This is a genomic window from Streptomyces sp. NPDC013455 (assembly GCF_040632975.1).
Taxonomy (GTDB): domain Bacteria; phylum Actinomycetota; class Actinomycetes; order Streptomycetales; family Streptomycetaceae; genus Streptomyces.
Window position 1 is genome coordinate 168256 of the sequence record NZ_JBEYCX010000001.1, and the last position, 12518, is coordinate 180773.

A 12518-nucleotide genomic window follows, 5' to 3' on the forward strand; every position below is an offset into this window, starting at 1 on the left:
CCACGGGCCTGCATCCGTTGTGCCCCGCTCCCCGCCGGGTAATCCGCCGGGCCGGGCGGCCACGCACCCGGGCGCGCGCCCCCTCGCCATTCGGGTCATCCGCCCCGGTCGCGCGGCGAGCGCCCCCGCCGCGCGAAACCGGTCCGCCCCCGCCACGCAGAACCGGTCCGCCCCGCCGCGCCGAAAACCGGTCCGCCGCTGTCCGCGCGGCGCCGTACACTGGGCGGAGCGAAAAGCGTGGATGGGGACGAGTAGCGGCGTACGCAGCCCAGAGCGACCCGGGGACGGTGGGAGCCCGGGGGCGAGCGCGACGTGAAGATCACCCCGGAGCCGCCGGAAGAAAGCCGTGCAGGAGCCACGGCGAGTAGAACCGGCTTCGCGACCCCAATGAGGGGGCTCACCGGCGCGTACGGCGCGGCGGGGAGCCAAGGAGGGTGGTACCGCGGGAGCGCGCCGCACACGGCGTAGACAGGAACGAAGGCTCTCGTCCCTCCGACGGAAGGCAGCAAGTCCGTTGGAGGATGCTCGCAGATGACAGCGCCGACGTACCGCCAGGTGCCCGCACAGGTCGACCTGCCCGCTCTTGAGCACGCCGTGCTCGACTTCTGGCGCGAGCAGAAGATCTTCGCCAAGAGCCTGGAGCAGTCCGAGGGCCGGCCGGAGTGGGTGTTCTACGAGGGCCCGCCCACCGCCAACGGCATGCCCGGCGCCCACCACATCGAGGCGCGCGTCTTCAAGGACGTCTTCCCCCGCTTCCGCACCATGCGCGGCTACCACGTGGCCCGCAAGGCCGGCTGGGACTGCCACGGCCTCCCCGTCGAGCTGGCCGTCGAGAAGGAGCTGGGCTTCTCCGGCAAGCAGGACATCGAGGCGTACGGCATCGCCGAGTTCAACGCCAAGTGCCGCGAGTCCGTGACCCGGCACACCGACGCCTTCGCCGAGCTGACGACCCGCATGGGCTACTGGGTCGACCTCGACGACGCCTACCGGACCATGGACCCCGAGTACGTGGAGTCCGTCTGGTGGTCGCTGAAGGAGATCTTCGGCAAGGGCCTGCTGGTCCAGGACCACCGTGTCGCCCCCTGGTGCCCGCGCTGCGGCACCGGCCTGTCCGACCACGAGCTGGCGCAGGGCTACGAGACGGTGGTCGACCCGTCCGTGTACGTCCGCTTCCCCCTCACCTCCGGCCCGCTCGCCGGACAGGCCGCGCTCCTGGTGTGGACGACGACCCCGTGGACCCTGGTGTCCAACACGGCGGTCGCCGCGCACCCCGAGGTCACCTACGTCGTCGCCACCGACGGCGAGGAGAAGATCGTCGTCGCCGAGCCGCTGCTCGCCAAGGCGCTCGGCGAGGGCTGGGAGGCCACGGGCGAGACCTTCACCGGCGCCGAGATGGAGCGCTGGACGTACCGGCGTCCGTTCGAGCTGATCGAGTTCCCGGAGCCGGCGCACTACGTGGTGAACGCCGACTACGTCACCACCGAGGACGGCACCGGTCTGGTCCACCAGTCCCCCGCCTTCGGTGAGGACGACCTCAAGGTCTGCCGCTCCTACGGTCTGCCGGTGGTCAACCCGGTCCGCCCGGACGGCACCTTCCAGGAGGACGTCCCGCTGGTCGGGGGCGTCTTCTTCAAGAAGGCGGACGAAAAGCTCACCGCGGACCTGCAGCAGCGCGGCCTCCTCTTCAAGCACCTGCCGTACGAGCACAGCTACCCGCACTGCTGGCGCTGTCACACGGCGCTGCTCTACTACGCGCAGCCTTCCTGGTACATCCGCACGACGGCCGTGAAGGACCGGCTGATCCAGGAGAACGAGAAGACCAACTGGTTCCCGGAAACCGTCAAGCACGGCCGCTTCGGCGACTGGCTGAACAACAACATCGACTGGGCGCTGTCCCGCAACCGCTACTGGGGCACCCCGCTGCCGATCTGGCGCTGCGCGGACGACCACCTCACCTGCGTCGGCTCGCGCGCGGAGCTGTCCGAGCTGACCGGCACCGACCAGTCGGCCCTGGACCCGCACCGCCCCTACATCGACGAGGTCACCTTCGCCTGCCCGCAGGAGGGCTGCGGCGAGACGGCCACGCGGGTGCCGGAGGTCATCGACGCCTGGTACGACTCCGGCTCGATGCCGTTCGCGCAGTGGGGCTACCCGTACAAGAACAAGGAACTGTTCGAGAGCCGCTACCCGGCGCAGTTCATCTCCGAGGCGATCGACCAGACCCGCGGCTGGTTCTACACGCTGATGGCGGTCGGCACGCTCGTCTTCGACAAGTCCTCGTACGAGAACGTCGTCTGCCTGGGTCACATCCTGGCCGAGGACGGCCGCAAGATGTCCAAGCACCTGGGCAACATCCTGCAGCCGATCCCGCTGATGGACCAGCACGGCGCGGACGCGGTGCGCTGGTTCATGGCGGCCGGCGGCTCCCCCTGGGCGGCCCGCCGGGTCGGCCACGGCACCATCCAGGAGGTCGTCCGCAAGACGCTCCTGACGTACTGGAACACCGTCGCCTTCCAGGCCCTGTACGCCCGCACGTCCGGCTGGGCCCCCTCCGCGGCCGACCCGGCCCCGGCCGACCGCCCGGTCCTGGACCGCTGGCTGCTGTCGGAGCTGCACGCCCTGGTCGACCAGGTCACCCAGTCCCTGGAGGCCTACGACACCCAGCGCGCCGGCAAGCTGCTCTCGGCGTTCGTCGACGACCTGTCCAACTGGTACGTGCGCCGCTCGCGCCGCCGCTTCTGGCAGGGCGACAAGGCGGCGCTGCGCACCCTGCACGAGGTCGTCGAGACGGTCACCAAGCTGATGGCCCCGCTCACCCCGTTCATCACCGAGCGGGTCTGGCAGGACCTGATCGTCCCGGTCACCCCCGGCGCCCCGGAGTCGGTGCACCTGGCCGCCTGGCCGGAGGCGGACCTGCCGGCGATCGACCCGGAGCTGTCGAAGCAGATGGTCCTGGTCCGCCGGCTGGTCGAGCTGGGCCGCGCCACGCGCGCGGAGTCGGGCGTCAAGACCCGCCAGCCGCTGTCGCGTGCCCTGGTGGCGGTCGCGGGCTTCGAGACCCTCGATGCCGAGCTGCACACGCAGATCACCGAGGAGCTGAACGTCTCGTCGCTGGCCTCCCTCTCGGAGGTCGGCGGCAGCCTGGTCGACACCACCGCCAAGGCCAACTTCCGGGCCCTGGGCAAGCGGTTCGGCAAGCGCGTCCAGGACGTGGCGAAGGCCATCGCCGGCGCGGACGCCGCCGCCCTCTCCCTCGCCCTGCGCGAGGGCACGGCGTCCGTGGAGGTCGACGGCGAGACGATCACCCTCGCCCCGGACGAAGTGATCATCACCGAGACCCCGCGCGAGGGCTGGTCGGTGGCCTCCGAATCCGGCGCCACCGTCGCCCTGGACCTGGAGATCACCGAGGAACTGCGCCGCGCCGGCCTGGCCCGCGACGCCATCCGGCTCATCCAGGAGGCCCGCAAGAACAGCGGCCTGGACGTCGCCGACCGCATCGCGCTGCGCTGGACCTCCACCGACCCGGCCGTCGTCGCCGCCCTCGGCGAGCACACCGGACTCATCGCCGACGAGGTCCTCGCCACCGACTTCGCCCAGGGCGAGGCCGACGACACCTACGGCGAGCCCTTCACCGACGAGGGACTCTCGCTCACGTTCCGCCTGCGCAAGGCGTAACCGCCGGCTGCCATGAGAAGGGCCCGGTCTCCGGTGAGGAGGCCGGGCCCTTCCGCACGGGCGCCCTTCCGCACGGGCCCGGCCGGCCCGGTCCCGCGGGCTCCCCGACGCCCCTGGGCTGTGCTGCCCTTGCTCAACCCGCGTAAAAAGGGCGGGCCCCCAGGACCGAAGTCCAGGGGGCCCGCCCTAGGGAGCGCTTGCCGACGCCGTTGTCGTCCTAGTGCCCGGTGCTCAGTTGTCGTCCTCGTCGATCAGGAACCCACGCATCGGCGAGGGGGCCTGGCCCATCGGGGACGGACCCTGCGGACGGACCGGAGCCATGGGCTGGGTCATCGCGGGGGTCATCTGCTGCTGGCCGCCGTACGACGGGGCGGACGGAGCGGGCGAGCCGCCCATCGGCTGGTTGCCGCCGTAGGACGGGGCGGTCGCGCCGGCCGGTGCCATGGAGGGCGCCGGGGACGGCGGCAGCGACGCGGTGGCCGGGGTGCGCGGCGGAGCCAGGGAGTCGTCGGCCTGGGTCTCCAGCTGGCGCAGCTGGGACTCGAGGTACGACTTCAGACGCGTGCGGTACTCGCGCTCGAAGCCGCGCAGGTCCTCGACCTTGCGCTCCAGCGTGGCGCGGGCGGACTCCAGGGAGCCCATGGCGACGCGGTGCTTCTCCTGCGCGTCCCGCTCCAGGGCGTCGGCCTTGGCACGGGCGTCACGCTCCAGACCCTCGGCACGGCTGCGGGCCTCGCCGACGATCTTGTTGGCCTCGGAACGGGCCTCGGCGATCGCCTGGTCGGCGGTCTGCTGGGCCAGCGAGAGGACACGGGCGGCGCTGTCGCCACCGGGGCCCTGACCGGGGCCGCCCATCGGACCGCCCATGGGGCCACCCATGGGACCGCCCATGGGGCCGCCCATCTGCTGCTGCATGGGCGGCTGGCCGCCCATCGGGCCCTGACCCATCGGACCCTGGCCCATCGGGCCGGGACCCTGCGGGCCGCCCTGACCGCCGGGGCCGGCGGGCAGCTGCGGGGCACCGCTCGGCAGCTGGGGCGGGCCACCCATGGGGCCGCCCATCTGCTGCTGCGGCGGGCCCGATATCCCGGCGGGCACCGGGGCGCCGGGACCTCGCATGCCCTGCTGCTGGTGCTGCTGGTGCTGCTGCTGGTGCTGCTGGTCCTGCTCCGGGGGCTTGCGCGCGTTCTGCTGGTTCTGCGCGGCGGCTCGCGTCGCGGCGGCCAGCTTGGCGCGCAGGTCCTCGTTCTCACGCAGCAGACGGGTCAGTTCGGCTTCGACCTCGTCGAGGAAGGCATCGACCTCGTCCTCGTCATAGCCTTCTCGGAGGCGGACGGTCGTGAACTGCTTGTTCCGCACGTCCTCGGGGGTCAACGGCATCTCTTCACCTCAACGTAGTCATCGGCAGTCGGCAAGACCGGGTCGTCACCATGCTCATCTCACGAAGTTCTGCGCGATGGAGATGAGAATGTAGACGATGATCATCAGTACGAAGAAGGACAGGTCGAGCGCCACGCCCCCGAGACGCAGCGGCGGGATGAACCGCCGCAGAAGCTTCAGCGGTGGATCGGTGACAGTGTAGGTGGCCTCCAGTACGACCACCATCGCCTTGCCGGGTTGCCACGAGCGGGCGAACTGGAAGACGTAGTCCATGACCAGCCGGAAGATGAGCACGACGAGGAACACCATCAGCGCGATGTAGATCACCTGCGCGAACACGCTCATGGTCTGTGGTTCCCTCTCCCCTGTTTCCGTGCTCTTCCGTGCTTCGATCCGGTCGTGCGTCTCAGCTCTGGTTGAAGAACCCGCCCTCTGCGATGCGGGCCTTGTCCTCCGCCGTGACATCGACGTTAGCAGGAGACAACAGGAACACCTTCTGCGTCACCCGCTCGATGCTGCCGTGAAGACCAAACACCAAACCGGCCGCAAAGTCGACAAGTCGCTTCGCGTCTGTGTCATCCATCTCAGTCAGATTCATGATCACCGGGGTGCCCTCACGGAAGTGTTCCCCGATGGTACGGGCCTCGTTGTAGGTCCGCGGGTGAAGTGTGGTGATCCGGTACGGCTCTCGTTCGGACACGACCTTGGGCATGATCACCGGTGCGTTCTTCTCCAGGGACTGACGTTCTTGTGTGATGGATGCCACGGGCGCGATGCGCGCCGGACGCCCGGATTCCGCGACGAGCGAAGCCGAACGGGCCACCGGCTCGCGCGGCGCGGGCGGCTGCACGATTCGCACCTCTTCGTCCCTTTGGGACTGATGTGCGCTGTGCGACTGGTGTGACGGTTCGTGCCGTCGGTGGTCCCGCTCGGGCTCCGGGTCCAGTTCGGGCTCGAAGTCGTCGTCGGGGTCGAATCCGCGGCCGTCGTACCCATCGTCCTCCACGAGGCCGAGGTAGACCGCCATCTTGCGCATCGCGCCGGCCATGCTCTGAGTCCTCCGCTCTGTGGTGGATCGACTGACGACTGCCAAGTGCCCGCGATCCACGTGGTCCTTGCGCCCGCCTTGGCGCGCATTGACCATATTTTCTGCTGTGGTCCGACTTCCTGGCGACGTTACCCGAGCCTGGGGCGGACTCCGAGTACCGCGCTGCCGACGCGCACATGTGTCGCCCCGGCGGCCACGGCCTGTTCCAGGTCCGCACTCATCCCTGCCGACACCATGGTTGCAGCCGGATGAGCTCGGCGCAGGTCAGTCGACAAATCCATGAGGCGCTCGAACGCCGCCTGTTCGCGCCCCGCGTACTCCCCGGTGAGCGGGGCGACGGTCATCAGTCCGTCGAGCCGCAGCCCGGGCGCGTCGGCGACAAGACCGGCCAACTCTTCGATTCCGGCCGGGGCCACGCCGCCCCGCTCACCCCGGTCGCCCGCCCCCGCGTCCAGTGCGACCTGGATCAGGCAGCCCACCTCGCGCCCGGCGCGCACCGCCTCCTTCGACAGGGCGGTGACGAGCCGGGAGCGGTCGACGGACTGCACGACATCGGCGTAACCGACCACGGAGCGCACCTTGTTGGTCTGCAACTGACCGACGAAGTGCCACGTCAGGGACAGATCCGCACAGTCGGCGGCCTTCGGGGCGGCGTCCTGGTCGCGGTTCTCGGCGACATGGCGCACCCCGAGTCCGGACAGGATCCGCACGTCGCTCGCCGGGTAGGTCTTGGTGACCACGATCAGGGTCACCTCCTCCCGCGCGCGCCCGGCCGCCACGCACGCGGCGGTGATGCGCTCCTCCACCTTCGCCAGGTTCGCGGCGAGTTCGGTCTTACGGTCCGTCATGCCCCATCAGTCCAGCCACACATAGCCTGCGAGCCGCCCGGTGGTGCGGTCGCGGCGGTACGAGAAGTGATCGCCCGACTCCAGCGTGCACACCGGCGACTGCGCCCGGTCGCACACCCCGAGCCGGTCCAGCTGCGCGTGCACGCCGGCGCCGACGTCGACCGCCGGTGTGCCCCAGCTCGTCTCGGCGTGCGCCGCCGGCTCGACGGCCGCCACTTCGGCACGCATCGGCTCCGGCACCTCGTAGCACCGGCCGCACACGGCCGGTCCGGTCCGGGCGACGATCCGCTCCGGTACGGCGCCGAGGTCCACCATCGCCCGTACGGCGGCGGGGACCACGCCCTTGACCATGCCGGGCCGGCCCGCGTGGGCCGCGGCGGCGACCCCGGCGACCGGGTCGGCCAGCAGGACCGGCACGCAGTCGGCGGTGAGGACCGCGAGGGCGAGTCCGCGGCGGGCGGTGACGATCGCGTCGACCTCCGGCACCGGATTCCCCTCCTTGCGGCTTCCCTCCCGCGGGGCGGCTTCCGCGCCCCACGGCTCGTCCACCACGGCGACCTCGGCCCCGTGCACCTGGTTCATCCAGACGACCCGGCCCGGGTCCAGGCCCAGCGACTTGGCCGCCAGCTCCCGGTTGCCCCGCACCGCCTCGGGCGTGTCGCCGACGCGGCCGCCGAGGTTCAGCTCCTCATACGGAGCGGCGCTCACCCCGCCCCACCGGTCGGTGAAGGCGAAGTGCGCGCCGCTCACGCTCTCGCGCTGTCCTATCACTTGAGGAAGTCCGGAACGTCCAGCTCCTCGGCCGCGCTGTCCGAGTAGGTCCGCGGCGACGGCGTCACCGGCGGGGCGACCGGGATGTCGGCGACCGGCTCGGGTGCCGGCTCCGGCTCCTCCTTCGGCTTGACGCTGCCCAGCGAGCCGAAGGACGGACGGCTGGGCTCGCTCGGCCGGGCCGGAGCGGGCTCCTCCCGGCGGGCGGGGGCCGAGCCGGAGGCCGCACCGATGACGTTGTCCCGGCGGGCCGGCGGCTGGCCGCCGTCGAAGCCGGCCGCGATCACGGTGACCCGGACCTCGTCGCCGAGGGCGTCGTCGATGACCGCGCCGAAGATGATGTTGGCCTCGGGGTGGGCGGCCTCGCTGACCAGCTGGGCGGCCTCGTTGATCTCGAACAGGCCGAGGTCGGAGCCACCGGAGATGGAGAGCAGCACGCCCCGGGCGCCGTCGATGGACGCCTCCAGCAGCGGCGAGGAGATAGCCATCTCGGCCGCGGCCACCGCGCGGTCGTCGCCGCGGGCCGAGCCGATGCCCATGAGGGCCGAACCGGCCTCGGACATGACCGACTTGACGTCGGCGAAGTCCAGGTTGATCAGGCCGGGGGTGGTGATGAGGTCGGTGATGCCCTGAACGCCGGAGAGCAGGACCTGGTCGGCGGACTTGAAGGCGTCCAGGACCGAGACCTGGCGGTCCGAGATGGACAGCAGCCGGTCGTTCGGGATGACGATGAGGGTGTCGACCTCTTCGCGCAGCTCGGCGATGCCGTCCTCGGCCTGGTTCGCGCGCCGCCGTCCCTCGAAGGTGAACGGGCGCGTGACCACGCCGATGGTCAGGGCGCCCAGCGAGCGCGCGATGTTGGCCACGACGGGGGCCCCGCCGGTGCCGGTGCCGCCGCCTTCACCGGCCGTCACGAAGACCATGTCGGCCCCCTTGAGGACCTCCTCGATCTCCTCGCGGTGGTCCTCGGCGGCCTTGCGGCCGACGGCCGGGTTGGCTCCGGCGCCGAGTCCGCGGGTGAGTTCGCGGCCGACGTCGAGCTTGACGTCGGCGTCGCTCATCAACAGCGCCTGTGCGTCGGTGTTGATGGCGATGAACTCGACGCCCTTGAGACCGACCTCGATCATCCGGTTGATGGCATTGACACCACCGCCGCCGACACCGATGACCTTGATGACTGCGAGGTAGTTCTGCGGTGCTGCCACGTCGAAGGCCTCTCGCCTCGAATTACGTTGTCGCCGCCGTGCGGTGCCCCGCGCCGGGACGACGGATGCCGAATGGGACGGTCCGTAGCGCCGACCCGAACCCTAACCCTGAAGTTTAGGGTTACCAGTGTGTCTGTTCCCTGGAGTCTTCTGAACAGGACACTAAGTCGACAAGTGGCGCCCGTTCAACGAACACGCCGAACCTCCCGTTTTTCTTTTCACCCTATGTGATCAGCCGTAGCAGTGCCCAACCAGGGTGCTGGCCTGCGCTGATGTGCGTCAACTCCCCGATGACGCAGGGGCGGTGGGAACGCTGACGTCGAAGTGCCGCGCGCCGGGAGCTGCTTTCATGAGAGCCGTGAGGGCCCGTGCCTTGGCGCGGCCGTTCTCGCCGCTTCCCCATGCCACCGTACGGCCGTCGCCCAACTCCAGCGAGATGGCGTCGTAGGAGCGGACTTGGACGGTCCGGGTGGCCCCCGCCACGGTGCCGGGCAGGTCACCGGCGACCCGGACGGCCTCGCGCACCAGCCGGCCGGTGCCGAACCGTCGGAAGCTCGCGGCACCCGGACCCGTCCGGGAGGCGGACAATTCCAGCAGCGGAACACCTTTCGGTGCCTGCGAAACCGTAGCGAAACGGACACCGTCGTCATCGACTTCGACGAACTTCCCGCCCTTTCGGACAAGCAGAACCGGAGTGCGCTCGATCACTTTCAGACCGATTCCCTGCGGCCAGGAACGAACCACATCTACGGTGTCAATTCGGGGCAATTTCCGGCGAAGTCGGGCTTCGATGCCCTCCGCGTCGACGGAAATCATCGGCTCGCCGACGGGCACGGCCGCGGCCTCGCGGACCTCCTCGGGGGTCAGCACGAGCGTGCCCGAGACCGAGACGTGCCGGACGCGCAGCCACTGCGAGCCGTACAGCACCCACGTCCCACCGCCCCCCAGCAGCGCGGCGGCCACGGCCAGGACGACGATCGTACGAAGCCGTGCCCTGCCGATCCGGCGGGCGGAGGGCGGTCCGGACGACTCCTGCTGGCGTTCACCGCGCTCGGCGGTAGTCGGTCCGGCCACCCTCACTGCCCTTTCGTCATACGGTCCTAACGGCGCGAGGCGATCGCCTCGTACACCATGCCGACGAGCAGGTCGTCGGCGTCCCGGCGGCCGAACTCGCTTGCCGCGCGGGACATCTCGTACAGCCGGTGCGGGTCGGCGAGGACGGGCAGCACGTGCTGCTGCACCCACTCGGGGGTGAGTTCCGCGTCGTCGACGAGGAGCCCGCCGCCGGCCTTGACCACCGGCTGGGCGTTCAGCCGCTGTTCGCCGTTGCCGATGGGCAGCGGGACGTAGGCGGCCGGGAGCCCGACGGCGGAGAGTTCGGCGACGGTCATCGCGCCCGCGCGGCAGAGCATCATGTCGGCCGCGGCGTACGCGAGGTCCATCCGGTCCAGGTAACTTACCGGGATGTAGGGGGGCATCCCCGGCATCTGGTGCACCTGCGGCAATTCGTTCTTCGGGCCGACCGCGTGCAGGATCTGGATGCCGGCCTGCTGCAGCCAGGGAGCGACCGCCTGGGTCACCTCGTTCAGCCGCCGGGCGCCCTGCGAGCCGCCGGAGACGAGCAGCGTGGGCAGGTTCGGGTCGAGACCGAAGCGGGCGCGGGCCTCCGGGCGGACGGCCGCGCGGTCCAGCGTGGCGATGGAGCGGCGCAGCGGGATGCCGATGTAGCGGGAGTTGCGCAGCTTGCTGTCCGGCGTGGAGACGGCGACCTGGGCGGCGTACCGGGAGCCGATCTTGTTGGCCAGACCCGGGCGCGCGTTGGCCTCGTGGATGACGATGGGCACGCCGAGGCGCTTGGCGGCCAGGTAGCCGGGCAGGGCGACGTAGCCGCCGAAGCCGACCACGCAGTCCGCCTTGGTGCGCTCCAGGATCTGCTCGGCGGCCTTGATCGTGCCGCGCAGCCGGCCCGGCACGGTGATCAGCTCGGGCGTGGGCTTGCGGGGCAGCGGCACCGCCGGGATCAGCGCGAGCTCGTAGCCGCGCTCCGGAACGAGCCGGGTCTCCAGGCCGCGCTCCGTGCCCAGTGCCGTGATCCCCACGGTCGGGTCCTGCCTGCGCAGGGCGTCCGCGAGGGCGAGCGCGGGCTCGATGTGGCCGGCGGTCCCCCCACCGGCGAGTACGACATGCACCGAAATTCACCGCTCTCCGGACGAACGCGCCACCGAGGCACGCCGTCGCATCGTGTTCCATCTCCGAGGCCCCCGCTCGGCACCGGAGCCTCCCGCCCGCTTTCTACCAAAGCGAGGTTGCCGCGTCGCAAGCGCCGCCCGCGCAGCGGGCTCGTCGCGCGCGAAAGCGATCAGCAGCCCGATGGCGAACATGGTCGGCAGCAGGGCGGACCCTCCGTAGGAGAACAGCGGGAGGGGGACGCCGGCGATCGGCAGCAGGCCGAGCACCGCACCGATGTTGATCACCGCCTGGGCGGTGATCCAGGTCGTCACGCCTCCCGCGGCATACCTCACGAAGGGGTCCTCCGTGCGTCCGGCCACGCGGATACCCGCATAGCCTAGAGCCGCGAACAGGGCGAGCACCGACAGCGTCCCCGCGAGGCCCAGTTCCTCACCGGTGACGGCGAAGATGAAGTCGGTGTGGGCTTCGGGGAGTTGCCCCCATTTTTCCACACTCGCGCCGAGCCCGGAACCGAACAGTCCGCCGGAGGCGAGGGCGTAGATGCCGTGCACGGCCTGCCAGCAGTCGGCGACCCCGGTCCTGGGCTCGGTGGCGCCGATGCAGGCCAGACGGGCCATCCGGTTGGGGCTGGTCTTGATCAGGACCACACCGATCAGGGCGGCGACCGACAGCACGCCCACGAACAGCCGGGTGGGCGCGCCCGCGAGCCAGAGCAGGCCGAAAAGGATCGCCGTGAGGATGATCGCGGTGCCCATGTCGCCGCCGAGCATGATCAGTCCGAGCAGCAGGAAGGCGACCGGGACCAGCGGCACCAGCATGTGCTTCCACTGGGTCAGCAGCTTCCTCTCCTGTTTCCGGGCGATCAGGTCCGCGCCCCACAGCACCAGGGCGAGCTTGCCGAACTCGCTGGGCTGGATCTGGAAGGAGCCGCCGAGGGAGATCCAGTTCTGGTTGCCGTTGACCGCCACTCCTATCCCGGGCACCTGCACCAGCGCCATCAGGAAGACGGCAGCGGCCAGGATCGGGTAGGCCAGCGCGCGGTGCAGCTTCACCGGCATGCGGGAGGCGACGAACAGCAGTGCGCCGCCGATGAGGGCCGCGAGGAACTGCTTGCGGAAGAAGTACGACCCGGGCAGCGACAGCTGGAGCGCGGTGATCTGGGAGGCCGAGTAGACCATCACCAGGCCCAGCACGGTGATCAGGACGCTGCCGCCGAAGATCAGGTAATAGGCCGTCAGCGGGCGGTCCCATGCCCTGCGCAGGCGCGTGCCGAGCCGCTGCACGGGGTTCTCGCGCGCGGGGCGGGGGACGACGGGACGGCGGGACGCCCGCTGCACGGGCGGCCGGCCGGTACGGCTACTGGGCATCGGCGCCTCCACTGAACGTCGACCGTCCCACGCG

Annotated in this window: 10 protein-coding genes; 1 reads left to right on the forward strand and 9 read right to left on the reverse strand. The window is 70.7% G+C overall.

Features of this window, described 5'->3' with window-relative positions:
- Positions 1-531: 531 nt before the first annotated feature.
- Positions 532-3675 (forward strand): isoleucine--tRNA ligase, encoded by a 3144-nt coding sequence (gene ileS / locus ABZ576_RS00720; RefSeq protein WP_360734110.1) that lies wholly within the window; start codon positions 532-534, stop codon positions 3673-3675.
- A 231-nt stretch (positions 3676-3906) separates the two neighbouring features.
- Here the strand turns inward: ileS and ABZ576_RS00725 are convergent, their stop codons facing one another.
- The 9 genes from ABZ576_RS00725 to ftsW form a co-directional block, all read right to left on the reverse strand.
- Positions 3907-5055, reverse strand: a complete 1149-nt coding sequence (locus ABZ576_RS00725) for a DivIVA domain-containing protein (RefSeq protein ID WP_360734113.1) — start codon at positions 5053-5055, stop codon at positions 3907-3909.
- 54 nt (positions 5056-5109) lie between these two features.
- Positions 5110-5400, reverse strand: coding sequence for a YggT family protein (locus tag ABZ576_RS00730; RefSeq protein ID WP_161298001.1), 291 nt, complete (start codon positions 5398-5400; stop codon positions 5110-5112).
- Between the two features lie 61 nt (positions 5401-5461).
- Entirely contained in the window at positions 5462-6103 is a 642-nt protein-coding gene (sepF, locus tag ABZ576_RS00735) for a cell division protein SepF (protein ID WP_360734116.1), read from the reverse strand.
- 128 nt (positions 6104-6231) lie between these two features.
- Complete coding sequence (locus tag ABZ576_RS00740) at positions 6232-6951, reverse strand: YggS family pyridoxal phosphate-dependent enzyme (protein ID WP_360734119.1); 720 nt, start codon at positions 6949-6951, stop codon at positions 6232-6234.
- Positions 6952-6957: 6 nt separating this feature from the next.
- Positions 6958-7722 (reverse strand): peptidoglycan editing factor PgeF, encoded by a 765-nt coding sequence (gene pgeF / locus ABZ576_RS00745; RefSeq protein ID WP_360734122.1) that lies wholly within the window; start codon positions 7720-7722, stop codon positions 6958-6960.
- On the reverse strand, positions 7719-8927 hold the full coding sequence (gene ftsZ, locus ABZ576_RS00750) for a cell division protein FtsZ (protein WP_360734124.1): 1209 nt from the start codon (positions 8925-8927) through the stop codon (positions 7719-7721). Before ftsZ ends, pgeF begins: the two co-directional genes overlap by 4 nt.
- Before the next feature lie 279 nt (positions 8928-9206).
- Positions 9207-10001, reverse strand: a complete 795-nt coding sequence (locus ABZ576_RS00755; RefSeq protein WP_360735483.1) for an FtsQ-type POTRA domain-containing protein — start codon at positions 9999-10001, stop codon at positions 9207-9209.
- Between the two features lie 26 nt (positions 10002-10027).
- On the reverse strand, positions 10028-11116 hold the full coding sequence (murG, locus tag ABZ576_RS00760) for an undecaprenyldiphospho-muramoylpentapeptide beta-N-acetylglucosaminyltransferase (RefSeq protein WP_360734127.1): 1089 nt from the start codon (positions 11114-11116) through the stop codon (positions 10028-10030).
- 6 nt (positions 11117-11122) lie between these two features.
- Positions 11123-12484 (reverse strand): putative lipid II flippase FtsW, encoded by a 1362-nt coding sequence (ftsW, locus tag ABZ576_RS00765; RefSeq protein ID WP_360734129.1) that lies wholly within the window; start codon positions 12482-12484, stop codon positions 11123-11125.
- Positions 12485-12518 lie beyond the last annotated feature (34 nt).

What these genes read in the sequence shown, in the direction of transcription:
- ileS (WP_360734110.1), top strand. Translation starts at nt 532, where the DNA reads ATGACAGCGCCGACGTACCGCCAGGTGCCCGCACAGGTCGACCTGCCC.
- ABZ576_RS00740 (WP_360734119.1), bottom strand. Translation starts at nt 6,951, where the DNA reads ATGACGGACCGTAAGACCGAACTCGCCGCGAACCTGGCGAAGGTGGAG.
- ABZ576_RS00725 (WP_360734113.1), bottom strand. Translation starts at nt 5,055, where the DNA reads ATGCCGTTGACCCCCGAGGACGTGCGGAACAAGCAGTTCACGACCGTC.
- sepF (WP_360734116.1), bottom strand. Translation starts at nt 6,103, where the DNA reads ATGGCCGGCGCGATGCGCAAGATGGCGGTCTACCTCGGCCTCGTGGAG.
- ftsW (WP_360734129.1), bottom strand. Translation starts at nt 12,484, where the DNA reads ATGCCCAGTAGCCGTACCGGCCGGCCGCCCGTGCAGCGGGCGTCCCGC.
- ABZ576_RS00730 (WP_161298001.1), bottom strand. Translation starts at nt 5,400, where the DNA reads ATGAGCGTGTTCGCGCAGGTGATCTACATCGCGCTGATGGTGTTCCTC.